Here is a 24,935-nt window from a genome sequence, read left to right as displayed (position 1 = left end):
GGTCAGGACACCGAAAGCACGTCGTCGGCCGACACGCTGACGCCGCCGACGCTCAGCACCGCGGTGCCGGACGAGCTGTCGACCGAGGTCACGGTGCCCTTGAACCGCGTCGTCGTGTCGATGGCGTTGCCGTTGGCGTCGAGCGCGGTTATCGACAGGGTGTAGGTGCCGCTGCCGTAGCTGCTGCCGTCGGTGCCGACGCCGTCCCAGGTCACCTCATGGGTGCCGGCGGCGGTGGAGGAGCTGACGTCGCTGTAGACCGTGTTGCCGCTGGAATCGGTGATGGTCAGCGTGACCGAGGCGGCGGTGGACTCCAGGTCGTATTCCCAGGTCGCCTCGCCGTCCTGCAGCGGGGTGGTGGAGCCTTCCGCCTCGACCGTCTGGCCGTAGTAGTTGATGGCGCTGCTGGTGGAGCCCAGAGCGGAGGTCAGGGAGGTGCTGAGGTCCGATACCGTGCTGGTCAGCTCGTCGATCTTGTCGCCGATCGACATCTGCTGCTCCAGCGACGCGAGCTGGACCAGCTGGGTGGTGTAGGTGCTGGCGTCGACCGGGTTGGTCGGGTCCTGGACCTCCAGCTGCTTCAGAAGCAGGGTGAGGAAGGACTGGTAGTTTTCGACCAGCGAGCCCGAAGAACTGCTCGTTGAGGAACTGTTGGACGAGGAGCTCGTCGTGGTCGTCGAGGTTGTAGAGCTGACAGAATCGACCAGCATCGCCTTCTCCACCCAATCCCGGCCCGTTCGCGGAATCCGGGCGGGATTTCGCGGCAGTTCGGGCCGATGTCGTTCTGGAATGGGCGACGGTCAGGCGCCGCCCCGTTCGTTCTGTGGCTATCCACGGAACGCCCGGCGAAAGCTGGCGCGGTTTTTTCGGGGAAAAGGCGGCTGCAATAAAAAGCCCCGGCGGGAGGTGAGTCCGGCCGGGGCGAAAAGGCAGGTGAGACGACGATGACTGCAGGAAAAACGGTTACGAAACAGCCGTTACGGGAGAACCGTCAGCCGGCGCGGCGCAGGTCGGATCGACCGGGGGAGGTCGCCGGCCGGTGCGCCGCGGTGACGGGGAAGGCCAGAACCGACGGGCGGCCATCGGACACCCGAAGGGCATCCGCAGGCTCCCGGCCGTTCAGCAGCCACTGGTAGGCGGCGGCGATGGCGACCCGGTCGCGGCCCTCGGTGAAGAGGACGCGCAGGCCGGTGGCCGTCTCGCTTCCGCCCGTGCCGCCCGTGCCGCCCGTGCCGCCGCTGCGGCGGACCGCATCGCACAGCGCGTGGCCGAGCCGGAGGTCCGGCACCAGAACCGCACTGAACCCGGCCTGGGCCAGGACCGACGCCAATGCTCCCAGGTGGGACGGCGGCAGGGGGGACTTGCCGACCTCCCGCAAATCCAGGAACAGGCGGGAACCCGTGCCGGCGCCGGACAGCGCGTTGCGCAGCGTCCCGAGCCAAGCGGAGGGGGGAGCAAGAGGAAGGCCGGTGCAGGCGACGGCGTGGAGACCCCAGTCGGTGGCTGCGACGGTGATGTCCTTCATGCTCTTCCCCTTCGATCAGGTCCGGGCCGTTTCAGGACCGCTCCGCCGGTTCCGCCGCCTGGGGGGACGGGTGGGGGCCGGTGGAGCGGCTCCGTGGGAAGAGTATAGGGAAGATTCCTAACAATCGGTAACGCAAACTAGTTTCGGAGCTGTAATCCATATTCCGGATTCAGCATCCGATCGGCTGTCCGTCCGCCGCCCGTTGCAGCAGCAAAGCGGAGGGGCGCCATTGCGGTCCGCCGATGTCGCGGTGGTAACGCTGCACGGCTGCGGCGATTTTGCCCAGCCCCTCGCGGTCGGCCCAGAACAGCAGGCCGCCGCGCCAGGACGGAAAGCCGTAGCCGTGCAGCCAGATGGCGTCGATGTCGACCGGCCTTGCGGCGATGCCTTCCTCCAGGATCTTGGCGGCCTCGTTGACCATGGCGTAGAGACAGCGTTCGCGGACCTCCTCGTCGCTGACGGCGCGCGGGGTGATGCCGCGGCGGCGGCGGTCCTCGTCGATCACCGCCGCCACCTCCGGATCGGGAATGGGAGTGCGGCTGCCGGGTTCGTAGCGGTAGACTCCGGCGGAGGCCTTCTGGCCGTAACGGCCACGTTCGGCCAGCACGTCCAGCCAGTTGGGCGCCTGCGCCTCGGGATCGCCGGCCTTGCGGCGCTCCTCGCGGATGCGCCAGCCGACGTCGATGCCGGCAAGGTCGGTCATCGAGAAATGGCCGAGTGGGAAGCCGAACTCCGTCAGCACGCGGTCGACCTGCTCGGGGCTGGCGCCCTCCTCGACCAGCGCCATCGACTCGCGCCCGCGCTGGTGCAGGATGCGGTTGCCGACGAAGCCGTAGCAGACGCCGACCGCCACGCCCACCTTGCCGATCCGACGCGCCAGCCCCATGACCGTCGCCAAAACGGTGTCGGAGGTCCGGGCGCCGCGCACCACCTCCAGCAGGCGCATGACGTTAGCCGGGCTGAAGAAATGCATGCCCAGCACGTCCTGCGGCCGGCCGGTCGCCGCGGCGATGGCGTCGACATCCAGCGTCGAGGTGTTGGTGGCGAGGATCGCGCCGGGTTTGCAGCTCTCGTCCAGCGTCCGGAAGATGGTCTGCTTGACCTCCATGCTCTCGAACGCCGCCTCCACCACCAGATCGGCGTCGGCGAGGTCGTTGTAGGACAGGGTGGGGTGGATCAGCCCCATCCGCTCCTCCACCTGCGCGGCGGTCAGCCGGCCCTTGCGGGCGGTGGATTCGTAGTTGCTGCGAATGGCGGCGATGCCGCGGTCGAGCGCCTCCTGCGCGCTGTCGACCAGAACCACCGGAATGCCGGCATTGGCGAAGCACATGGCGATGCCGCCGCCCATGGTGCCGGCCCCGATCACGCCCACCTTGCGGATGTCGCGCGTCGGCGTGCCGGCGGGCAGGCTGGGGACCTTCGCCACCTCGCGCTCCGCGAAGAAGGCGTGGATCAGGCCGGCGCGCTGGGGCGAGTCCATGCAGGCAAGGAACAGATCCCGCTCGCGCGCCGTGCCTTCGGCGAAGGGCAGGGTGACGGCGGCCTCCACCGCATCGACGATCCGGTGGGGAGAAAACAGGTGCGGCTGACGCTTCGCCAGTTCGGCCCGCTTCGCCGTGAACAGGGCGGGGTCGGTGCCGGCGATGCGGTCGGTGCGGGCGCTGACCGGCTGCGGCATCCCCCCGTCCGCCAGCAGCCGGCCGGCGGCGCGCAGGCCGGCCTCCAACGGCAAATTGCCGTTCTCCACCGCATCGACGAGACCGATCGCCAGCGCCTCCTCCGCGCCCACCGGATCGCCGGACAGGATCATGTCCAGCGCCTTGGCCGCGCCGACCAGCCGCGGCAGCCGCTGGGTGCCGCCGGCCCCGGGCAGCAGGCCCAGCTTCACCTCCGGCAGGCCGAGCCTGGCCGAATTCAGCGCGATGCGGACGTGGCAGGCCAGCGCCACCTCCAGCCCGCCGCCGAGCGCCGTGCCGTGGATGGCGGCGATCACCGGCTTGGACGCGGCGTCGAGGCGGGCGATCACCTCCGGCAGGGTCGGCGGTGCGGACGGCTTGCCGAACTCCCGGATGTCCGCCCCGGCCATGAAGGTGCGGCCGGCGCAGACGAGCAGAAGCACCTCCGCCTCCGCATCGGCCAACCCCGCATCCAGTGCCGCCACCAGCCCGCTGCGCACGCCATGGCCGACGGCGTTCACCGGCGGATAGTCCACGGTGATCACGCCGACGCGCCCCTGGCGCGCGTACTGGACAGGATTGGACGGAACCGCTTCAGTCTGGGCCGGTGACGGCATCGGCGCTCTCCGAAAAGCCTTGAATCAGGGCGCGTCGGCCCACTGACGGTCAGTCTAGCAGACGATCTGCAGATTTCAAGTTTTCGGAATATAGTTTTGTCGTACGAAATTTGCTGTCATTGCGGGGCCGAGATCCGCATGACGAAGCCCGACGGCTTGTCGGTCGCACCGAAGGGGCCGGCGACCTTGTTGGCGACCGGGGGCAGACTTTTCAGATAGACGGCGATGGCGCGGGCGTCCTCGTCGCTGAGCGCGGCGAAGGACATCCAAGGCATGGCCGGCGCCAGCATGCGCCCGTCCGGACGCTTGCCGGTGCGGATGGCGGTGACGATCTGCTCCTCCGACCAGTTGCCGATCCCGGTTTCCTTGTCGGGGGTCAGGTTGGAGCCGTGGAAAACGCCGAGGCCGGGGATCTCGAACCCGACATCCGAGCCGCTCAGCGCGCGGGCGAGGTCCGGTTTGCCCAGCAGATGGCCCGGCGTGTGGCAGTCGCCGCAGCTGATCACGGTGACGAGATACTTGCCGCGGGCGACCGCGTCGTCGGCAAAGGCAGGACTTGCGAGGGTCGCGGAAAGAAGCAGGGCGGACAGGGTTTGACGGATCATCGGGGTGTGCTCCGGGGAAAGGGATATCGCGGGCAATCTGGCGCTGCGTCAGCCGCCCATCTGCGAGCGGACGGCGGCGACGATGGCGTCGGCCTGCGGGACGAAGGCCTGCTCCAGCGGGAAGCTCGCCGGGGCCGGGGCGTCGGGGCCGGTCAGGCGCAGAACCGGGGCGCGCAGGCTGGCGAAGGCCTTTTCCGCCACCAGCGCCGCGATCTCCGCGCCGACGCCGCACAGGCGGCTCGCCTCATGCACCACGACCAGACGGCCGGTCTTGGCGACGGAGCGCAGGATGGCGGCCTCGTCCAGCGGCTTCAGGCTGCGCAGGTCGATCACCTCGGCGTCGATGCCCGCGGCGGCGAGCGTGTCGGCGGCGGCCATGCAGGTGCCGACCGTCTTGGCGTAGGACACCAGCGTCACGTCGCGACCCTCGCGCCGCACCGCCGCCTTGCCCAGCGGGATGGCGTCGGCCTCCTCCGGCACCTCGCCGGTGCTGTAGCCGAGCGCGATGTCGGCGAAGACCAGCACCGGGTTATCGTCGCGGATCGCCGACTTCATCAGCCCCTTGAAGTCGGCGGCGGTGGAGGGCATGACGATCTTCAGGCCGGGGCTGTGGACGAACCAGCTCTCCACATTGTGGTTGTGCTGGGCGCCGACGCCCCAGCCGGCGCCGGTCATCGCCAGCACCACCATCGGGAAGCTGAACTGTCCGCCGGAGATGTAGCGCAGCTTGCCGGCGCTGTTGACGATCTCGTCCATGGCGTAGCAGAGGAAGGGCGCGAACAGCAGGTCCACCACCGGGCGCAGGCCGGTGGCGGCGGCCCCGGCGGCGGTGCCGGCGATGATGCCCTCCGCCAGCGGGGTGTTGCGGACGCGGGCGGCGCCGAACCGCTCCAGCAGGTCGCGGCGCTTGGTGGCGACGCCTTCGCCGAAGATCATCACGGTGGGGTCGCGCTGCATCTCCTCGGCCAGGGCGGCGGAGATCGCGTCGTTGACGGTCATGGTGGTCATGGTGGCTGGCCTCCGCTCAGGCGTAGACGTCGGTGGTCAGGGCGTCGGAGCCCGGATAGGGGCTGGCGTCGGCGAAGGTGGTCGCGGCCTCCATCGTCGCGCGGACGCGGGATTCGATGGCGACGACGGCGTCGGCGCTCAGGCGGCCTTCACGTTCAAGCTTTGCCCGAAGGCGCAGGATCGGGTCGCGGTCGCGCCAATGGGCCAGTTCGGTCCGGTCGACATAGGTCTGGTCGTCGGGCTCGAAATGGCCGCGCAGGCGGTAGGTCATCGCTTCCAGCAGGAAGGGCTTGCCGGTGCGGCGGATGCTGTCGATGGCGGTGCAGGCGGCGTCGAACATCGCCAGCGGGTCGTTGCCGTCGACCACGGCGCTCTCCACCCCCAGGGCCGCGGCATGGCCGGCGATGCCGTCGGCCAGCATGGTTTCCTTGCGGTGGACGAAGGCCTGCCACTGGTTGTTTTCGCAGACATAGAGGATCGGCAGCTTCCACACCGCGGCGAGGTTCAGCGATTCCTGGAAACGCCCTTCGGTGGCGGCGCCGTCGCCGAAGAAGCAGACGACGATGCCCGGCTTGTTCAGCATGCTGCGCGACAGCCCGACACCGGTCGCCAGCGCCAGCTCGCCGCCGACGATGGTGGAGGTCAGCACGACGCCCAGATCCTTGGCGGAGATGTGCAGCGACCCGCTCTTGCCGCCGCAATAGCCGTCGCGCTTGCCCATCACCTCCGCCAGCATGCGGCCGGGATCGGCGCCGCGGGCCAGCAGATGGCCGGCGCTGCGGTGATTGGTGAGGATCAGGTCGTCGGCGGTCAGTGCGGATACGACACCGACGGCCGGCGCCTCCTGTCCCACAGAGGTGCAGGTGCCGGCGGCACGTCCGCGGCCATGCAGGTCGATCAGCGTCTCTTCATAGGCCCGGATCAGCATCATGCGTTCCAGGGCCTGGACGGGGTCCAGTGGATGAATGCTCATGGTGGTCTCCCTGAATTCGGAGACCGGTCGGATGCGGGGATTCTTCTTTGCGCAAGCGGCAAGGCCTGCCGCGATGTTGCATTCCGAACGGTCCGTGTTCGGAAACGACCATAGGCATGCTAATCGAACTTCGGGTACTAACTGTTTCTTACCGGAATGCTAAAAGATCATTAAGTGTCTCGGTCGATATAATTATCTGAATTATATCGATTTTTTCAGCACCGCGACCAGCGTGTCAGCCATCCGGCCAGCCGGTCGAACCCGGCATCGATCACCACCGCAAGTGCGGCAACGATCAAAGCGCCCTGGATGACGTAGGCTTGGTTGGAACCGTTCAGCCCGACGATGATGGGAAGGCCGAGGGTCTTGGCCCCGACGGTGGAGGCGATGGCGGCGGTGCCGACATTGATGATGACGGCGGTGCGCACGCCGGCCACGATCACCGGGGCGGCCAGCGGCAACTCCACCTTGAACAGCACCTCCGCCGCTCCCATGCCGAGGCCGCGGGCGGAGTCCAGTACCGCAGGCGATACGCCGTCCAGCCCGGCGACCGTGTTCTCCACCACCGGCAGCAGGGCGTAGAGCGTCAGCGCGATCAACGCCGGTTCCGGGCCGAAGCCCATCACCGGCACGGCCAGCGCCAGCACCGCCACCGGCGGGAAGGTCTGGCCCATGGTGGCGACGGTTTCCAGAAGGCCGCGGAACTCCCGCCCCCAGGGGCGCGTGACCGCGATGCCAGCCCCGCCGCCCAGCAGGATGGCGGCGAGGCTGGAGAGGCCGACCAGCATCATATGGTCCAGCGTCAGGCGGACGAAGCTTTCCGCCTCGTAGAGTGGGCGGTCGAGGCCGGGATAGAGCGTGGCGAACAGAGGCTTCAGCGACGGCATGCCCAGCACCAGCGCCACCAGCGCCACCAGCCCCAGCATCAGCCGGTCGGTCAGGAACTCCCGCGGGGCCATGCCGGCGACTGTCATGCCGCCCGGTCCGGCAAGGTTCCATCGGACGTGGGACGGACGAGGTCGGACAGGTGCAGCACCCCGGCCGGCTGGCCGTCGCCGTCCACCACCGGCAGCCGTTCGGCCCCGCGGGAGACCATTTCCGACAGGGCGCGGTGAAGCGGGGTTTCCGACGGCAGCGGTTCGCCGCCAACGCGTTCCTGCGGGCGGGCGCGGTCGCCGGCCGTCTCCACCGCCAGCCGCTTCAACCCCCATTCCTCCCGCCCCACGAGGTCGCGCACCAGCGGGCTGGCCGGGCGGGTCAGGATCTCCAGCGGGGTGGCGCACTGGATCAGGCGGCCATGGTCCATCACCGCGATGCTGTCGCCCAGCCGCAAGGCCTCGTCCATGTCGTGGGTGACGAAGACCACGGTGGTGCCGGTGCGGCGGTGGATGGCCGACAGTTCCGCCTGCAGGCTGGCGCGTGTGATGGGATCGAGCGCGCTGAACGGCTCGTCCATCAGCAGGATGCGCGGCTCCGCCGCCAGAGCGCGAGCGACGCCGACGCGCTGCTGCTGCCCGCCGGACAACTGGTGCGGATAGGCGGAGCGGTAGCGGCGCGGGTCGAGGTTCAGCAGTTCCAGCAGTTCCGTCACCCGGTCGCGGATGCGCGCCTTGGGCCAGCCGAGCAAGGCGGGGACGGTGGCGATGTTGCGCTCCACCGTCCAATGCGGGAAGAGGCCGACCGACTGGATGACGTAGCCCATGCGGCGGCGCAGTTCCTCCGGCCTCAGGGAGGCGATGTCCTCGCCGTCGATGCGGATCGCGCCCTCATCCGCCGGGATCAGGCGGTTGATCATGCGCAGCACCGTCGATTTGCCGGAGCCGGACGGGCCGATCAGCACCCGGAACTCGCCTTCCGCCACGGTGAAGGACACGGTGTCCACCGCCGTCCAGGAGCCGAAGCGCTTGGTCACGCGCTCGAAGTCGATCATGGCGCACTCCTTCCCGGCGAAAGGCCGATGTGGCTGGTGGCGGCGGCGATGCCGATGGACAGCAGGGCGTCCGCCGCCACCGCCAGCAGGATGACGGGAACGGCCCCCAGCAGCACAAGGTCCAGCGCGTTGGCGAAAAGCCCCTGGAACATGATGGCGCCCAGCCCCCCGGCACCGATCAGCGCCGCCACCGCCGCCAGCCCGACCGCCTGCACGACGGTGATGCGCAGGCCCGACAGGAAGACCGGCAAGGCCAGCGGCAGGTCGACGCGCAGGAAGATCTGGCGCGGCGTCAGCCCCATGCCGCGCGCCGCCTCCCGCACCGGGGCGGGCACTCCGTCGAGACCGACCGCGGTGTTGCGGACGATGGGCAGCAGCGAATAGAGCGTCAGCGCGATCACCGCCGGCAGCGGCCCGACCCCGCTGATCCCGAAGCCCGGCAGCAGGGCGCCGAGTGCGGCCAGCGGCGCCATGAGCAGCCCGAACAGGGCAATGGACGGCACCGTCTGCACGACGTTCAGCACCGGGAACACCGCGCGCCCGACCGCCTCCACGCGGTGCGCCGCCACGCCCAGCGGAATGCCGACCAGCAGCGTCGGCACCAGCGCCGCCGCGACCAGCGTGGCGTGGCGCAGCACGGCGTCGGCGAAGACGTCGCGGCGGTTGGCGTATTCCTTGAGGATCGACAGCGCGTCGAGATGGCCGGTCGCCAGTTGCACTGCCACCAATCCGGCAACCGCACCGCCTACCGCCAGCCGGCCGACGGCACCAAGCCCCATCCGCCGCGCCGCATCGACCGCCGCCAGCAGCCCCGCCGCCGCCATCACCCAAAAGCCGGAGGCGAAGGAGGTGCGCGCCGCCGCCGAGGCCCCCTGCGCCAGGGCGGTCGCGTGATGTCCCGCCAGCCAGACCAACCCGGCTGCGAACAGCCCCCCCGCCGCCACGGTCAGGCCGAGCCCGACGCGCGTCGGCCGCAGGAACGGGGTTGCCAGCAGGACCAGCCCCGGCAGGATGGCGAGGCCGCCCAGACCCTGCACCGCCGCCCACAGCGGCACCGGCCGGCCGGACAGCAGCCGGTTGGGCGCGAAGCCCAGGAAGGGCAGGGCAACGGCGGCGACCGCCGCGGCCAGCGCCATGAGCAGGGCGACGCGGTTGTGCAGGGGAAGGCGGCTGGGAAGGCGGAAGGTCACGTCACCGGCTTACTTCAGGAAGCCCTTGGACTTCAGGTAGTCGGTGGCGACCTGCTTCTGGTCCTGTCCGTCCACCGAGATCTTGGCGTTCAGGCCCCGCAGCGTTTCCGCATTCAGGCTGGCGAAGACCGGGTTCAGCAGGTCGGCGATCTTGGGGTTCGCCGACAGCACCGCGGCGCGGACGGTCGGTGCCGGCTCATACACCATCTGCGCGCCCTTGGTGTCGGCCAGTACCACGAGGTCCAGGGCGGCGATGGCGCCGTCGGTGCCGTAGACCATGGCGGTGTTGACGCCGGAGGTCTGCTCCGCCGCCGCGCGGATGGTCGCGGCGGTATCGCCGCCGGCCAGGATCAGCATCTGGTCAGGCTTCAGCGCGAAGCCGTAGGTCTGCTGGAAGGAGGGCAGGGCGGCCGGGCTCTCCACGAACTCGGCCGAGGCGGCGACCTTCGCCTTGCCGCCGCCGGAGACCCACTTGGCGAAATCCTCCATCGTCTTCAGCTTGTTTGCGTCGGCCACGTCGCGGCGGACGGCCAGCGCCCAGGTGTTGTTGGCGGGGGCCGGCTTCAGCCAGACGATGCCGTTCTTCTCCTGGTCCATCTGCCGGATCTTCTCATAGCCGGCGCCGGCATTCTTCCAGACCGGATCGCTGTCCACATTGAAGAAGAAGGCGCCGTTGCCGGTGTATTCGGGATAGACGTCGATCTCGCCCGACAGCAGCGCGCCGCGCACGATCTTGGTCGGGCCGAGCTGGATCTTGTTTTCCGTCGGGATGCCGTTGGCCTGCAGCATCTGCAGGATCATGGTGCCGAGCAGTCCGCTTTCCGCATCCAGCTTGGAGCCGACGCGCACCGCATCCGCCGCCTGCGCCGCCCCGGCGATCAGGCCCAGCGCAAGCGCCGCCGCACCCATCACGGCACGGCCCCTGTTGAACAGTGTGAACACCCCTGATCCTCCCCCGGTAAGCTTTGGGAAAAGGATGGGCGACGGCCGCGCTCACGGCAAGACGCGCTTTCCGACTGTCCGGTCCCGGATATGAAATTCAGCCTAATCCGGTGAGGAACCTTCCATCAGTCGATGCTGTTGAGCGGGAAATTGCGACAGGAGGATCGGATGTCCCAGGGCGACAAGGAAAAATACACCGACAAGCAGAAGCGCAAGGCCGAGCATATCGAAGAAGGTTACGAAAAGCGCGGCGTGTCCCGCGACGAGGCTGAGCGGCGCGCCTGGGCCACCGTCAACAAGCAGGACGGCGGCGGCAAGAAGGGCGGGTCGGGGCGTGATGGGTGAGGGGGAGTCTTGCGAAGTTAGCTCTCCGCCTCAGTCGTTCAGGAACGGATTGTACAGCCGCTCCTCCCCGAAGCTGGACATCGGGCCGTGGCCGGGGATGAAGGCGATGTCGTCGCCATAGGGGAACAGCTTGTCGCGGATGGACGCGATCAGGTCGGCGTAGTTGCCCTTGGGGAAATCGGTGCGGCCGATAGAGCCCTGGAACAGCACGTCGCCGACGATGGCGAGCTTCGACGGCCGATGGACGAACACCACATGGCCGGGGGTGTGGCCGGGGCAGTGGCGGACCTCCAGCGTCTGGTTGCCGACGGTCACCGTGTCGCACTCCGCCAGCCAGCGGTTGGGCGTGAACGAGCGGACGGGCGGAAAACCGAACATCTGGCTCTGCATCGGCATGCCGTCGATCCAGAACCGATCATCGCGGTGCGGTCCCTCGATCGGCAGGGACAGCTTGTCGGCCAGATCGGCGACGGCGCCGGCATGGTCGATGTGCCCATGGGTGACCAGGATCTTCTCCAGCGTCACGCCCTTGGCCTTCGCGGCGGCCAGAATGCGGTCCAGGTCACCGCCCGGATCGATGGCGGCCCCCTTCATCGTCTCGGGGCACCAGAGCACCGTGCAGTTCTGCTGGAACGGGGTGACCGGAACGATGGCGTACTGCATGTCCTGTCCTTCTGCGCTTCTTGGGTAACGGGTCGACGGAGGCCGCGCGACCTTAACGCGCCTGCGGCGGCCGTCGCAAACCATTCGCGCAAAGCCGGTCGCATTGGGCGGCGATTCTGGCTAAGGTCCGCAAGTCCGGCCGGGTGTCACGCCTTTGGGTGGAATACCGGGCCGGCACCAAATGTTAACCACCGAAGCTTTAGATCGGTGCGGTCCCACCAACCGCGCCGCAAATAATACGGACTCCGCCGGAATGCTGTCGCAGAAAGCCAAATACGCGTTGCGTGCCCTGATCATGCTGGCGGAGAAGGACAATGGCGATCTGATCCTGATCGCCGACATCGCCGAGCGCGAGAACATCCCGCGCAAATTCCTGGAAGCGATCCTGGTGGAGTTGCGCAAGGAAGGACTGCTGTTCGCCAAGCGTGGCAAGAGCGGCGGATACCGGCTGGCCCGGCCGGCGGCGCAGATCACCTTCGGTGAGGTGATTCGCCTGATCGACGGCCATCTGGCCCCGATTCCCTGCGCCAGCAAGGCCTCCTTCCGGCCATGCGAGGACTGCATCGACACGGCGACCTGCTCGGTCCGCTGGCTGATGGTTCAGGTCCGCGACGCCACCGCCGCCGTGCTCGACAACCAGACGCTGGCCGACGCGCTGCGCCATCGCCAGTCCACCGGCAACATCGCCGCCAACTTCGACATCTGACGCTGCGGGCCTCCGGCCTCCCATCCAGAAATCGCGTTTGAGGCGATGTTCCCGCGCCCCTATGGTTGGCGGGACCAACATGGCTTCAGGAGGGTTCGGGATGTCTGGAGAGAAGGTGGCCGTCGTCACGGCCGGGGGCAGCGGCATGGGGGCGGCCTCCGCGCGCCGCTTGGCGGCCGACGGGTTCAAGGTCGCGATCCTGTCCTCCTCCGGCAAGGGCGAGGCGCTGGCCGAAGAGTTGGGCGGTATCGGGGTGACCGGGTCGAACCAGTCCAACGACGACCTGAAGCGGTTGGTCGACGCCGCGATGGAGCGCTGGGGCCGCATCGACGCGCTGGTCAACAGCGCCGGGCATGGTCCGCGCGGGCCGCTGCTGGAGATCAGCGACGAGGACTGGCACCGCGGGCTGGACGTCTATTTCCTCAACGTCGTGCGGGCGGTCCGGCTGGTGGCGCCGATCATGGTGGCGCAGAAGTCGGGCTCCATCGTCAACATCTCCACCGCCTGGGCATTCGAGCCGAGCGCCATGTTCCCGACCTCGGCCGTCGCGCGGGCCGGTCTGGCCGCCTACACCAAGATCTTCGCCGACCAGTACGCGGCGGACAATGTGCGGATGAACAACGTCCTGCCCGGCTGGATCGACAGCCTGCCGGCGACCGAGGAGCGCCGCGAGAGCGTGCCGATGCAGCGTTACGGCAGCAGCGACGAGATAGCGGCAACGGTGGCCTTCCTGGCGTCGGCGGGAGGCGGCTACATCACCGGTCAGAACATCCGGGTCGACGGCGGCCTCACCCGGGCGGTTTGAGCGGTCCGGGCCTTTTTGATACGAAAAAGGGCCGGCAAAGCGCCGGCCCTTCCTTCTTGGGAATTCCCCGTCAACTCAGTCGGCGCCGCCTCAGTCGGCGAACGGGTCCGTCATCAGGATGGTGTCGTCGCGTTCCGGGCTGGTCGACAGCAGGGCGACCGGGGCCTGGATCAGCTCCTCGATGTGGCGGACATACTTGACCGCCTGGGCCGGCAGCTCCGCCCAGGAGCGGGCGCCGCGGGTGGTGTCCTTCCAGCCTTCGAAGGTCTCGTAGATCGGCTCGACGCGGGCCTGGGCGCCGGCGTTGGACGGGTAGTAGTCCAGCTCCTTGCCGTCCAGGCGATAGCCGACGCAGACCTTGATCTCGTCGAAGCCGTCCAGCACGTCCAGCTTGGTCAGGGCGATGCCGTCGATGCCGCCGGTCTTGATCGCCTGGCGGACCATGACGGCGTCGAACCAGCCGCAACGGCGCTTGCGCCCGGTGACGACACCGAACTCCTTGCCCTTCTGGCCGATCAGTTCGCCGATCTCGTCCTTCAGCTCGGTCGGGAAGGGACCGGAGCCGACGCGGGTGGTGTAGGCCTTGCAGATGCCCAGCACATAGCCGACGGCGCGCGGACCCATGCCGCTGCCGGCGGCGGCGTTGCCGGCCACCGTGTTGGAGGAGGTGACATACGGATAGGTGCCGTGGTCGATGTCCAGCATCGTGCCCTGGGCGCCTTCGAACAGGATGCGCTTGCCGGCGCGGCGCAGTTCGTCCAGCTGCTTCCAGACGACGGCGGCGTAGGGCAGCACCTGCGGCGCGATTTCGCGCAACGGGTCCAGGATGTCGGCCGGGGTCATCTCCGGCGCGCCCAGCGCGCGGAACAGGGCGTTGTGGTGGGCCAGCAGGGCGTCGACCTTCTCCACCAGCACGGCGTCGTCGGTCAGGTCGCACAGGCGGATGGCGCGGCGCGCCACCTTGTCCTCATAGGCCGGGCCGATGCCGCGGCCGGTGGTGCCGATCTTGCCGGCGCCCTTGGCCTCTTCGCGCGCCTTGTCCAGCGCGCTGTGCACCGGAAGGATCAGGGGCACGTTCTCGGCGACGATCAGGTTCTCCGGCGTGACGGAGACGCCCTTGTCCTTGATCGCGTTGACTTCGCGGATGAAGGCCCACGGGTCGAACACGACGCCGTTGCCGATGACCGACAGCTTGCTCTGGCGCACCACGCCGGACGGCAGCAGGCTCAGCTTGTATTCGACGCCGTTGATCACCAGCGTGTGGCCGGCGTTGTGACCGCCCTGGAAGCGCACCACCACATCGGCCCGGCTGGACAGCCAGTCGACGATCTTGCCCTTGCCCTCGTCGCCCCACTGGGCGCCGACCACCGCAACGTTGGCCATCTCTCGTCTCCGCAAAACTTCGATAAGGAACCGCTCGACCGCCCGATCCGCCGCAGGGCACCATCCGCGCGGCGTGGGGGTCCGTTCATCCTAAAACCGGATCATCCGACCGGCTTGACGTCTCCGCCGGCCAGCCAATGGCCGCACTGAAGCCGCTTGGCCTCGGCGATCGCATCGGCCACCGGGGCGAGCCCGGCCACCGTAACCCAACCCTCGGCCCGCAGCCGGCACGCCGATTCCCAGCCGGTGCCGTGCGGCACATACACGCGCCCCGGCGCCTTGGCGGCGGGAACCGCGCGCAGCAGCGTATCCATATAGAGCGTGAAGCCGGTCGCCGGCTCCCCGCGGTCTTCGCCCTGGGCGCCGGCGCGGTAGCGCCCGCCCTGGCCGAGTTCGCCCGCCGCGCGGGAGAACAGGGTGAAGCTGAGGCCGGTCTGGTATTCGAAACCGCGATGCTCGACCAGATCGACGGTCACCGTCAGGTCGGGCATCGCCGCGCGCAGCAGGGCGAGCGTATCGGTCAGCCGGCGGCGGTCCTTTTCGGCCCCCTCCGGCAGCGGCAGGGCAGCCAGCGCCTGCATGGCGCGGTCGGCAGGACCCGACGCGCTCATCAGCGATTCCAGCAGCGTCGCCGCCGGTCCGCCGACGGCGGCCACCGCAGCGGCATCCTTGCGGTCGAGCGCGGAACGCAGCTGCCGGATCTCGTCCTCGCCGAGGCCGAGCCCGGCGCAGATGCGCGACACCATGGTGGGAACGCAGAGATCGACCGACAGGTGCGGCACGCCGATGGCGGTCAGCGCCTGTACGGCGAGCAGGACCACCTCGGCATCCGCCTCCGCCTCGAGCGCGCCGATCAGCTCGACGCCGACCTGGGTGAACTGGCGTTCGGGGCGCAGCTGCGACCCCTTTACCCGCAGCACCTGCCCGGCGTAGCACAGGCGCAGCGGCCGTGCCTCGTTCTTCAGGCGGGTGGTGGCGATGCGGGCGATCTGCGGGGTGATGTCGGCACGCACCGCCATCATCCGCTGGGAATGCGGGTCCATCAGCCGGAAGGTCTGCTTGGACATCGCCGCACCGGGTCCGGAGAGCAGGTTCTCCTCGAATTCCACCAGCGGCGGATCGACGCGGCGGTAGCCCTGCGCGGCGAATTCCGCCAGCAGGCGTTCGACGGCGGCCGCCTCGTGCGCCGCTTCGGACGGCAGCACGTCGTGCAGTCCGGCGGGGAGCAGGGCGGAACTCAATGCGTCGGCGGGCATGACCAGCGTCGTCTCGTTTCAGGCAGGGAACAGGGTGCCGCGGCGAATGTCGGACACACGGGGCGGGCTAATACCCGACACCCGCGCCGCATGCAAACGGAAAAGCCCCGCACTTCGGCGGTATCTCCCCTGCGCAGGTGGTGCGGATAAGGAAAGCCGCGGGAATTCGCCGGCTTTCGCCGGACAAAGTGTCGCTGCGGATATCGTGGGGAATGTTGCGGTCAGCCGGCGTCCGCCGGTCCGGACTCGTCATCCAGCACGCCCGGCAGGTCCGTTTCCGGCCGGCCGGCGGACGCCATCGCCGGCGACACCACGGCGAAGCTGCTGCCGTCGTTCTTCCGCCGCACGACGGTCAGCGGGGTGCCGACCACCAGGAAATGGATGATCTCGGCGATGTTGGTGGCGTGGTCGCCGATGCGCTCCAGGTTCTTCGCCATGAACAGCAGATGCGTGCAGGGCGTGATGTTGCGCGGATCCTCCATCATATAGGTCAGGACCTCGCGGAACAGGCTGGTGTAGAGGTCGTCCAGCTCCTCGTCGCGTTCCCAGGCGGCGATGGCCTTGTCCACGTCGCGCTCGATATAGGCGTCCAGAACCTCTTTCAGGATGGCTTCGACCAGCCGGCCCATGCGCGGGATGCCGGCGGCCGGACGCACCACCGGCACCTGGGCCAACGCCAGCGACCGCTTGGCGACGTTGGCGGCATAGTCGCCGATGCGTTCGAGATCGGCGGAGACCTTCAGGGCCGACACGATCTCGCGCAGGTCCTGGGCCATCGGCTGTCGCAGGGCGAGCAGCCGCACCGCTTCCGCGTCGATGTCGCGCTCATAGGCGTCGAGCCGGGCGTCGGCCTGCATCACCTGGGAGGCCAGCCCGACGTCGCGGCGCGATACCGCCTTCACCGCGGCCTCCACCTGCGCCTCGGCCACGCCGCCCATCTGGGTCACAAGGTTCGACAGGCGCTGGAGTTCCTGCGCGAAGGAGCGGACGATGTGTTCGGTGCCCATGATCGGTCGCGACGCCCCTTTGATGCCCGTCCCGACCGCCGCGACCGGATCGGTCGCCTGGGCGCGGGACGCGTACAATAACGTTGGCTGATGACTCCGGAATGGCGGGTTCATTGCGAATTTATGACAATCTCGCGCCGGTTGTAGGGCCGGCTTTACTGGCAATGGGATGTCGGGCCGACGTATTGAATTTGAAGTAACTCGGTAACTTCGCTAAAGGGTACACAGCCATATTGAATCCGTCCGCAACAGGTATGCCCCGTTGCATTGACCGGGAGGCCGTTTCCATGTCCGTCGCGTTCCAGATGCCCGCCCGCGCGCTTGCCGCCGGTGCCCTGCTGCTGCTGGCCGCATCTCCGGCTGCACTCGCCGCCGATCCGGCCCCTGCTGCCGCCGCCGGTGCCTCTCCCACCGCGCTGGTGGAGGATGTGTCGGACGGCGTCGACGGCGTGCAGCCGATGGATTATCTGGCGGCCGGCCGCACATTGGCGCTGAAGCCTGGCCAGACGCTGACGCTGAGCTATCTGGAATCCTGCGTGAACGAGACGATCACCGGCGGTTCGGTGACGGTCGGTGCCCGCGAGTCGGCGGTGCAGGGCGGAACCATTGACCGCCACACGCTGCCCTGCGACGGCGGCAAGCTTCTGCTGGCCTCGAACGAGGCGGGCAAGGCGGGGGTGACCGTCTTCCGCAGCGCGCCCATCGCCCTGCCGGGCATGAAGGCGCCGCTGCCCAAGCCGGACCTCACGCTGTTCAAGACCCATCCGGTGCTGATCCTGTCCGCTCCCGGTCCGGTCACCATCGACCGGCTGGACATGCAGGGCATCGCGCTGACCACGGTCAACGTTCCCGGCACGACGCTGGACACCGCCAAGCAGGGCACCGGGCTGGAACCCGGCGGCCTCTACAAGGTCTCGGCCGGGCAGAAGTCCTTCGTCGTCAAGATCGACGACAAGGCGGTCGCCGGCGGCGGCCCGGCTCTCGGCCGCCTGATCCGTTTCTGACCGGCCGGACGTGAGGCTGCCGACGATGAAACTGCCCCGGCGCGTGAGGCTGGTCCTGCTCGGCGCCGTCGCACCGGTCCTCGCCGGGCTTCTGGCACTGGCAGCCTCCCCATCCCTGCAGGGACCGTCGATCGACAGCCTCTATTGGCTGCGCGAGCATCTGCACGGCCCGCGGCCGGCGCCCGACCCGTCGCCGGTGGTCGTGGTCGGCATCGACGAGGAGACCTACCGCCGCCCGCCCTTCGCCGGCACGCCGCAGGCGCTGTGGGGGCCGCGGCTGGGCACCGTGCTGGGGGCGATGCTGGACGGCGGGGCGGCGGCCATCGGCCTCGACCTTGTCCATCCGACCTCGGTCGAGACGCTGATCCCCGGCTTCGAGCGCGACTATCTGCTGACCCTGCGCCGCGGCGGCAAGGACGGCCGGCTGGTTCTGGCCAAGGTGCAGCACCAGAGCGACCCGCTGATGCCCTACCGCGGCTATATGATCGCCGCCGGGGTCAACAACGTCCGTTCGGTCAATCTGGTCGAGGATCCGGACGGCGTGCTGCGCCGCGTGCCGCTGACGTTGGCCGTGACCGGTCCTGCCAATGGCGAACAGGGCGGCAAGCCGAAGGACGAGCCGGGCATGGCGGTGGAGGTGGCGTCCCGCGCGCTGAAGGCGCCGCTGGAACGGGGGGCGGACGGCTCCGCCACGCTTGGCGGCTACCGGCTGCCGGGCGGGGAGGGCAACCGCCTGCTGGTCAACCACGCCACGGCGCCCGGCGCCATCCCGACCTATTCGCTGGCCGACCTGCACGCTTGCGCCGAGGCCGGCAAGTCCGACTATTTCGCCAAGCATTTCAAGGGCAAGGCGGTGATGGTCGGCACGGTGTTGGACGTGGAGGACCGCAAGCTCTCCTCCAACCGCTGGGTGACGAAACCGGAGGGGCTGAACCTGCCCGAACGCTGCGCCCTGCCGGTGATGAGCGACCTGTATGTCGCCGGCCGCACCCGCGACAGCATCCCCGGCGTCTACATCCACGCCGCCGCCATTTCCAATCTGATGACCGGCGATGCGCTGGCCGAGGTGGGAAAGCCGATCTCCGCGGCGCTGGTCCTGCTGCTGGCCGGGCTCGCCGCCCTGGCGACGCTGGCCGCCCGCCCGCCGGTGGCCGCCGCGGGCCTGATCCTGCTGCTGGCGGGCTGGAGCGGCGTGGCGGTCGAGCTGTTCCAAGCCGGTCTGGTCCTGCCTTATCTGCAGGCAACGCTGGCGGCGGTGCTGGTCTTCCCGCTGGCGCTCGGCTTCCGCTTCGCCGTGCTGGACCGCGACCAGCGGCGCATCCGCAACGCCTTCAAGCTCTATCTGCCGGGCTCCCTCATCGACGACATGATCGCATCGGGCCAGTCGCCAAGCCTGGGCGGCGAGGAGCGCGACCTGTCGATCCTGTTCTGCGACATCGCCGGCTTCACCAAGATGTCGGAGGGGATGGAGCCGGAAGCCCTGGTCACGGTGCTGAACCGCTATTTCACCGTGATGACCGACATCATCGAGGCGCATGGCGGCTTCGTCGACAAATACATCGGCGATGCGGTGCTGGCGGTGTTCGGCGCCCCTTATGCCATCGACAACCACGCCCGCGCCGCGGTGTCGGCGGCGCTGGCGATGCGTCAGGCGATGGCCGACGACCCGACCTTGCTGGCGACCTCCAGCGGGCGCGGCTCCAACCGCATCGGCATCGCCACCGGTCCGGCGCTGATCGGCAACATCGGCTCGCCCCGCCGCTTCAACTATACGGTGATGGGCGACACGGTGAACCTGGCCTCCCGCCTTGAAGGGGCCAACAAATACTACAACACCGCTCTGATGGTCAGCGGCGAGACCGTGCGGCACCATGGCGATCCGGAGGCCTTCCGCGCCCTCGACATCGTTCAGGTGGTCGGCCGCAGCGAACCGGTCGAGGTGTTCGAGCCGCTCTCCGAGGCCCGCCGCGCCGATCCGGAGGACCGCGCCCAGCGCGCCGCCTACGCCGCGGCTCTCGACCATTGGCGCGCCGGCCGCTTCGAGGCGGCGGCATCCGGCTTCCGCGCGTTGGTGGCCGGCGACGGCGCCGCGTTGGCGATGCTGCACAAGGCGGAAAAGCGCGTCGGCCATCCCGCCGAACCCAGCTGGGCCGGCGTGACCGCGCTCACCGACAAGTAGCTTTCAATCAGCCCTGAAGCAGCCCTTCCCAGGACCGCGATCTCCGCCATGCCCCGTTCCGTTCCCTGTTCCGCCCTGCGCCTTGCCCGCCTGTCCGCCCTGCTGCTGGCCGGCGCCGCCGTTCCGCTGCCGGTGCTGGCGCAGTCGGTTCCGCCGGTTCTGCCGCCTTCGCTCGACCCCAACCGGCTGGAGCAGCGCTTCGAGCGTCCGATCGTGCCGCAGTCCGTCCCGGAACTCGAGATGCCGGAGCCGGAAAAGGCTCCGCCGCCCCGCGACGCCGAGCGCATCACGCTGACGCTCAGCGAGATCCGCATCGACGGCAACAGCGTCTATGACGCCGACAGCCTGTCTACCCTGTGGCGCGACAAGCTGGGCAAGCCGGTGACGCTTGCCGACCTCTACGCCATCCGCGACGCGATCACCGCGCGCTATCGCAACGACGGCTATGTGCTGTCGCAGGCGGTGGTGCCGGCCCAGCGCATCCGCGACGGCATCGTCCGCCTGCAGGTGGTGGAGGGCTATGTCAGCGACGTGGTGGTCCAGGGCGAGGCATCCGACCGGCTGGACCTGCTGCGCCGGATGGGGGAGAAGATCAGGGCCTCCCGCCCGCTGCGCATGGCGGACATGGAACGCTACGTCCTGCTGGCCGACGATCTCCCCGGCGTGGCGGTGAAGACGGTGTTGGAGGCTTCTCCCGACACTCCCGGCGCCTCGCGCCTGACGCTGGCCCTGGAGCGCACGCCCTTCAACGGTTTCCTGTCGCTCGACAACCGGGGCACCCGCTCGGTCGGGCCGATGCAACTGACCGGCGTCGCCAGCGTCGAAGATCAACTCGGTCTGTTCGAGCGCACCACCGCCCAGGGCATCGTCACACCGCAGATTCGCGAATTGCGTTTCTTCGACGTCAGCCAGCTGGTGCCGGTGGATGCCGAAGGCACGACCATCGAGTATGGCGCCCGCCGCTCCTGGTCGGAACCGGGTGACAGCGTGCGTCCGCTGGAGCTTTACAGCCTGACGAGTTCCGCCCGCATCGCGGTGGCGCATCCCTTCATCCGCAGCCGGGCGCAGACCCTGCGGGCCGGCGTCAGCTTCACCATCCGCGACAGCCGCACCGATGCGCTCGGTGACAAGCTTTCGCAGGACCGGCTGCGCATCGTCGCCGCCAATGTCTCCTACGACTTCGCCGACGGGTGGGGCGGCACGAACCTGCTGACGGCGGAGCTGTCCAAGGGCCTGGACATCCTGAACTCCACCTCCTCCGGCAGCGCCAATCTGACGCGCAGCGGTGGGCGCAGCGATTTCCGCAAGCTGCTGGTCTCGGCCCAGCGCAACCAGCCTCTGGACGATTCGCTGATCCTGGCGCTGTCCGGCGAAGCGCAATACAGCCCCGATCAATTGCTGTCGTCGGAGGAATACGGCGTGGGCGGCAAGCAGTACGGCCGTGCCTTCGACCCGTCGGAACTCACCGGCGACAGCGGCTTCGCCGGCCGGGCGGAGCTGCAATATGTCCTGCCGGTGCAGGAGGAGGGGCTGGATTACGCCGTCGCCTATGGTTTCGGCGACTATGGTGCGGTCTACAATTATGAAGGCGGCACGCGCCATGGCCGCCGCTCTCTCGCCTCGGCTGGCGTCGGCCTGCGCTTCGGCGTGTTCCGGCGGATCGACGGCAGCGTGGAGGTGGCGAAGCCCTTCATCACCACGCCCTTCAGTACGCAGGACCGTTTCCCACGTGTTTTCTTCACCCTGTCGACACGGTTCTGATCGAAACAAACACAAATAGCCGCACGGAGGGCCCGTCAGGCTCTCCGCACGGCATTGCTTTCCGGCAGTTGCTCGCCGTCAGATCAGTTCGACGCGCTGCGCGACCGGTGCATCTTCCGACCCGACGGCCAGATACCGTACGTCTTCGCCGTCGGCGACGATGTCCAGGCCGGACTGACGCAGGGTGGCGCGGTCGAAATAAACGGTCGCCCCGTCTTCCCACGGTTCGATCAGGCCGGACTGGCTGTCCAGGTTGTACCAGCGCACGGTGCCGTAGGCCATGGTGGCGGGCCCGGCGGGCTCGACTTGACGCTCGCGGCGTTCGCGCTGCGGCTTGGGCGCACGGACGAGAGGCTCGCCGCCATCCTCGGGCTGGGCTGACGGCTGGATGGCCGAGGCGGTGGGGCGAGGCGGACGCTGGTTGCGGGCCCGCGGCGCCGGCGGGGTTTCCGGCGGTGTCGCGGAGTGGATGGCGACGACCTGGGGACCCTTGGCGCCCTGGGCCAGATCGCAGACGACCGTCGTGCCCTCGACCGGGTTGGGCAGGGAGGCGGCAGCCAGGACCGAAGCGTGCAAGAAGGCCTCGCCGGACCCATCGGCAAGGCGGACGAACCCAAAACCCTTTTCCGGCTTGAACCACTTTACCGTCGCGGTGACGTTCGTCGCGGTGACGTTCTTCAACTCTTCGCTCAAGACAGGTCCCTTTCACGTCCTGTAGGCCGGGGCGGGCGGTCCTGACGCTGAACTGGGCGCGGCTCCGCTGAATGACCAAGAACAAGACCCCGGCGGGCACAAGCTTATCATAAAATTCCAGAAAATGACCAGCGCGGTGATGCCCTGTAATGCATCCGCGATGGACACCGGAGGCTGGCCGTGCATAGGCACACGTACAACGGGAATCCCCGGGTAGGATGTTTGGGCGATCACCATGGTTGATCATCGCAAACAAAACCGAACATGAATCGCTCCAATTTTGAATAGGGTAACGGGGTACAAGAAACCGATCTTGCAGAGTGCACCTGTCCGTCAGAGGTACTGAGCTCGTAAATAAAATTTTAACTAAAAAATTCGACTCATGCCTCCATCAGAACGGAGGATTAATTGATGCCGACCACCGACCAGACCGCTTTCTTCGTGTCCACCAAGGGCAATGACAGCTGGTCCGGGCGGCTCGCCGCTCCCAACGCCGACCGCACCGACGGCCCCTTCGCCAGCCTCGAGAAGGCACGCGACGCCATGCGGTCCAGCGATATCGACACTGCCTATGTCCGCGGCGGCACCTATCGCCTTGACAAGACGCTGACCCTTGATGCCCGCGACAGCGGCCACAGCTTCCTCGCCTACAAAAGCGAGACGCCGGTGCTGAGCGGCGGGGAACGGGTGACCGGCTTTGCCAGCGAGGGCAAAGGCCTCTATTCGGCCAAGCTCTCATCGGCCAGCGGCCTGGACGTCAGCATCGGCGGCGTCCGTCAGCATGCGGCCCAGACCGGCAACTTCGACCCGGCCCACCCGGCGACCAGCGGCTGGCACGTGCTGAAGGCCAACTCCACGGGCGCCAGCAAGACCAGCTTCAACTTCTCCGCCGGGGACATCCCATCGGGCCTGAAGCCCCACGCGGGTCTGGTCGTCCAGACACTCGACACGGAAAGGTTGAAGGACGACATCTCGCATGTGAAGTCGATCGACCAGTACCATCACACGGTTACGCTCGACGACGCGGCTTCCTATGGGCTGCGCACTGGCGGCACCTACCGGGTGATGAACGACGCCTCGCTGATCCGCGACGCCGGAGAATTCGGCTGGCGCGCCAGCGATGGCAAGCTGGTGGTGAAGCCCGAGGACCCCGGCAGCTTCCAGTCCGACGGCGTCGTGGTCGCCCGGCTCGGTTCGCTGATCAAGACCAGCAATGCCAGCAACCTCAGCATCGAAGGGCTGACCTTCTCCGATGCCCGTTATGACGGGGCGGCGATCTCGATGCAGGGCGGCCAAGGCAATTCGGTGGGCGGCAACCACTTCGTCAATGTCGGCACCGCGGTCTCGCTCGATGGGACGGACAACAGCCGCATCGCCGGCAACCATATGGAACATCTCGGCGGAGATGGCGTATCGATGATCCACGCCGCCAACGGCAACCGCATCTACGCCAACACCATCGAGCATATCGGCCAGATCAACAAGGGCGGGGCCGGCATCGGTGCTGCCGGCAGCAGCAACACGTTGGTCAGCCACAACGACATCACCGATGCCCCGCGCTACGGCGTCTCGTTCAAGGAATGGGACGACGGGCAGCTGAACCGCAAGAACATCGTCGAGTTCAACAAGATCCATCATGTCGGGCAGGAGACCGCCGACGGCGGCGGTATCGAAATGCTCGGCCGCTCCGCTGCCGACATGGGCTCCGTCATCCGCGGGAACGAGATCGTTGACACCGGCGGGCTCGCCACCGACGGCAAGGGAAACTGGCTGACCGATCACAAGGGCTGGGGCATCTCGCTCGACGATCTGACCAGCGGCGTGATCGTGCGCGACAATTTCGTGAAGGGCTTCGCCTGGGGCGGCATCTACGTCCACGGCGGCGACAACAATCTGCTGGAGAACAATTTCGGCGTCGCCAGCCGTCCGCAGGATGCCTTCATCCGCCTGGAATGGGTTCCGAAGGCAGGCGACGAGGCGCGCCCGCACGACAATACGGTGATCAACAATCTGGCTGCCGGCGACATGCCGATCGAGCAATATTGGAAGCTCCTCAGCCCCGGCAGGCTCACCATGGACGGCAACCTTGCCGCCAATGGGCGAGCTTACGGGCCGAACGACGCCGTGTTCAACCCTGGCTTCACCGACAGCGCCCGCGGCGACTACTCCCTGAAGGAAGATGCGGCGGCGCTATCCCATGGCATCCACGACCTCAGCTGGTCGTCGATGGGTGTGGACGGCTATCATGCGAGTAGCGCGCTGACTCAGTTCTGGGATCACGCTGCCTGATCAAGGCCGAGGGGGCGTCGGCTTACCGCCGACGCCGTCCGGTCAAAAAAACGTCACCCTGCCGAAAAAAGTGCTTGCGCGGTTTGGGGGAGGCCGCATATAAGACGCCTCCCGACGCGAACGACGCCGGCGCCGCCGAAACGGCAGCGACCGGCACCGCGAAACGGGAAGCCCGACAAACCGGCGCTTGTCACTTGAACCCCAGAGGTTCGGTGATGCTCTCGGTTTCTGCATCGGGCGGGTTCTTTGACAAGTTTATACCGTGTTGTGAGAAGGGATGCGCAGGCGGCGGCAGTTGGTAGCCGTTGCGGCCTTGGGGTGTTGGGTTCCCGGAAGGGGATCGGCACAATGAGGATCGTCTGTGCATCTTTTGAGCAG

At 68.2% G+C, this 24,935-nt stretch carries 22 protein-coding genes; 7 read left to right on the top strand and 15 right to left on the bottom strand.

Going from position 1 to position 24,935, the window contains the following annotated elements:
- Positions 1-2: 2 nt before the first annotated feature.
- From VD964_RS28035 to osmF, 10 genes are all read right to left on the bottom strand, one after another.
- On the bottom strand, positions 3-710 hold the full coding sequence (locus VD964_RS28035; RefSeq protein WP_324871718.1) for a flagellar hook assembly protein FlgD: 708 nt from the start codon (positions 708-710) through the stop codon (positions 3-5).
- Between the two features lie 281 nt (positions 711-991).
- Complete coding sequence (locus VD964_RS28030) at positions 992-1,525, bottom strand: hypothetical protein (RefSeq protein ID WP_324871717.1); 534 nt, start codon at positions 1,523-1,525, stop codon at positions 992-994.
- 169 nt (positions 1,526-1,694) lie between these two features.
- Positions 1,695-3,818: a 3-hydroxyacyl-CoA dehydrogenase NAD-binding domain-containing protein gene (locus VD964_RS28025; RefSeq protein WP_324871716.1), complete on the bottom strand. Its 2,124-nt coding sequence runs from the start codon at positions 3,816-3,818 to the stop codon at positions 1,695-1,697.
- Between the two features lie 116 nt (positions 3,819-3,934).
- A complete protein-coding gene (locus tag VD964_RS28020) occupies positions 3,935-4,423 on the bottom strand; it encodes a cytochrome c (RefSeq protein WP_324871715.1) in 489 nt (162 codons plus the stop codon).
- 48 nt (positions 4,424-4,471) lie between these two features.
- A complete protein-coding gene (locus VD964_RS28015) occupies positions 4,472-5,431 on the bottom strand; it encodes a pyruvate dehydrogenase complex E1 component subunit beta (RefSeq protein WP_324871714.1) in 960 nt (319 codons plus the stop codon).
- A gap of 16 nt (positions 5,432-5,447) precedes the next feature.
- The gene (locus VD964_RS28010) at positions 5,448-6,404 is read right to left on the bottom strand and encodes a thiamine pyrophosphate-dependent dehydrogenase E1 component subunit alpha (RefSeq protein WP_324871713.1); all 957 of its coding nucleotides are present in this window, start codon (positions 6,402-6,404) and stop codon (positions 5,448-5,450) included.
- A 215-nt stretch (positions 6,405-6,619) separates the two neighbouring features.
- Positions 6,620-7,378: an ABC transporter permease gene (locus VD964_RS28005; protein ID WP_324871712.1), complete on the bottom strand. Its 759-nt coding sequence runs from the start codon at positions 7,376-7,378 to the stop codon at positions 6,620-6,622.
- Positions 7,375-8,334, bottom strand: coding sequence for an ABC transporter ATP-binding protein (locus tag VD964_RS28000; RefSeq protein WP_324871711.1), 960 nt, complete (start codon positions 8,332-8,334; stop codon positions 7,375-7,377). The genes VD964_RS28005 and VD964_RS28000 overlap by 4 nt, the downstream gene beginning before the upstream one ends.
- Positions 8,331-9,524, bottom strand: a complete 1,194-nt coding sequence (locus VD964_RS27995; protein WP_324871710.1) for an ABC transporter permease — start codon at positions 9,522-9,524, stop codon at positions 8,331-8,333. The genes VD964_RS28000 and VD964_RS27995 overlap by 4 nt, the downstream gene beginning before the upstream one ends.
- Before the next feature lie 9 nt (positions 9,525-9,533).
- Positions 9,534-10,466 (bottom strand): glycine betaine ABC transporter substrate-binding protein OsmF, encoded by a 933-nt coding sequence (gene osmF / locus VD964_RS27990; RefSeq protein ID WP_324871709.1) that lies wholly within the window; start codon positions 10,464-10,466, stop codon positions 9,534-9,536.
- A 168-nt stretch (positions 10,467-10,634) separates the two neighbouring features.
- Here osmF and VD964_RS27985 point away from each other — a divergent pair, with 168 nt between their 5' ends.
- Positions 10,635-10,811 carry a hypothetical protein gene (locus VD964_RS27985; RefSeq protein ID WP_324871708.1) on the top strand — a complete coding sequence of 59 codons (177 nt, stop codon included), beginning with the start codon at positions 10,635-10,637 and terminating at the stop codon, positions 10,809-10,811.
- Positions 10,812-10,841: 30 nt separating this feature from the next.
- Here VD964_RS27985 and VD964_RS27980 read toward each other — a convergent pair whose 3' ends face one another.
- On the bottom strand, positions 10,842-11,474 hold the full coding sequence (locus VD964_RS27980; RefSeq protein WP_324871707.1) for an MBL fold metallo-hydrolase: 633 nt from the start codon (positions 11,472-11,474) through the stop codon (positions 10,842-10,844).
- A 253-nt stretch (positions 11,475-11,727) separates the two neighbouring features.
- On the opposite strand from VD964_RS27980, the gene VD964_RS27975 reads away from it, so the two are divergent.
- Both VD964_RS27975 and VD964_RS27970 read left to right on the top strand, forming a co-directional pair.
- Positions 11,728-12,180 carry an RrF2 family transcriptional regulator gene (locus VD964_RS27975; protein ID WP_149225602.1) on the top strand — a complete coding sequence of 151 codons (453 nt, stop codon included), beginning with the start codon at positions 11,728-11,730 and terminating at the stop codon, positions 12,178-12,180.
- 100 nt (positions 12,181-12,280) lie between these two features.
- Positions 12,281-12,985: an SDR family oxidoreductase gene (locus tag VD964_RS27970; RefSeq protein WP_324871706.1), complete on the top strand. Its 705-nt coding sequence runs from the start codon at positions 12,281-12,283 to the stop codon at positions 12,983-12,985.
- A gap of 90 nt (positions 12,986-13,075) precedes the next feature.
- On the opposite strand, the gene VD964_RS27965 is transcribed toward VD964_RS27970, so the two are convergent.
- From VD964_RS27965 to phoU, 3 genes are all read right to left on the bottom strand, one after another.
- Positions 13,076-14,368 (bottom strand): adenylosuccinate synthase, encoded by a 1,293-nt coding sequence (locus VD964_RS27965; protein WP_324871705.1) that lies wholly within the window; start codon positions 14,366-14,368, stop codon positions 13,076-13,078.
- A 101-nt stretch (positions 14,369-14,469) separates the two neighbouring features.
- The gene (locus tag VD964_RS27960) at positions 14,470-15,624 is read right to left on the bottom strand and encodes an ATP phosphoribosyltransferase regulatory subunit (protein WP_324871704.1); all 1,155 of its coding nucleotides are present in this window, start codon (positions 15,622-15,624) and stop codon (positions 14,470-14,472) included.
- 221 nt (positions 15,625-15,845) lie between these two features.
- Positions 15,846-16,631 carry a phosphate signaling complex protein PhoU gene (phoU, locus tag VD964_RS27955; protein WP_324871703.1) on the bottom strand — a complete coding sequence of 262 codons (786 nt, stop codon included), beginning with the start codon at positions 16,629-16,631 and terminating at the stop codon, positions 15,846-15,848.
- Between the two features lie 287 nt (positions 16,632-16,918).
- On the opposite strand from phoU, the gene VD964_RS27950 reads away from it, so the two are divergent.
- Genes VD964_RS27950 through VD964_RS27940 form a run of 3 tightly spaced genes read left to right on the top strand, consistent with a single transcriptional unit; the run spans position 16,919 to position 21,575 of the window.
- On the top strand, positions 16,919-17,635 hold the full coding sequence (locus VD964_RS27950) for a hypothetical protein (RefSeq protein WP_324871702.1): 717 nt from the start codon (positions 16,919-16,921) through the stop codon (positions 17,633-17,635).
- A gap of 25 nt (positions 17,636-17,660) precedes the next feature.
- The gene (locus tag VD964_RS27945) at positions 17,661-19,814 is read left to right on the top strand and encodes an adenylate/guanylate cyclase domain-containing protein (RefSeq protein ID WP_324871701.1); all 2,154 of its coding nucleotides are present in this window, start codon (positions 17,661-17,663) and stop codon (positions 19,812-19,814) included.
- A 48-nt stretch (positions 19,815-19,862) separates the two neighbouring features.
- Complete coding sequence (locus tag VD964_RS27940) at positions 19,863-21,575, top strand: ShlB/FhaC/HecB family hemolysin secretion/activation protein (RefSeq protein WP_324871700.1); 1,713 nt, start codon at positions 19,863-19,865, stop codon at positions 21,573-21,575.
- Positions 21,576-21,653: 78 nt separating this feature from the next.
- Here VD964_RS27940 and VD964_RS27935 read toward each other — a convergent pair whose 3' ends face one another.
- Complete coding sequence (locus tag VD964_RS27935; RefSeq protein ID WP_324871699.1) at positions 21,654-22,268, bottom strand: cold-shock protein; 615 nt, start codon at positions 22,266-22,268, stop codon at positions 21,654-21,656.
- A 411-nt stretch (positions 22,269-22,679) separates the two neighbouring features.
- Between VD964_RS27935 and VD964_RS27930 the strand changes: the two genes are divergently transcribed.
- Positions 22,680-24,557: a right-handed parallel beta-helix repeat-containing protein gene (locus tag VD964_RS27930; RefSeq protein WP_324871698.1), complete on the top strand. Its 1,878-nt coding sequence runs from the start codon at positions 22,680-22,682 to the stop codon at positions 24,555-24,557.
- Positions 24,558-24,935: the final 378 nt, after the last annotated feature.

It is taken from the genome of Azospirillum sp., from assembly GCF_035628975.1.
Taxonomy (GTDB): domain Bacteria; phylum Pseudomonadota; class Alphaproteobacteria; order Azospirillales; family Azospirillaceae; genus Azospirillum.
Note: the sequence above shows the minus strand (reverse complement) of the source record. Positions and strands in the feature narration are given on the sequence as shown.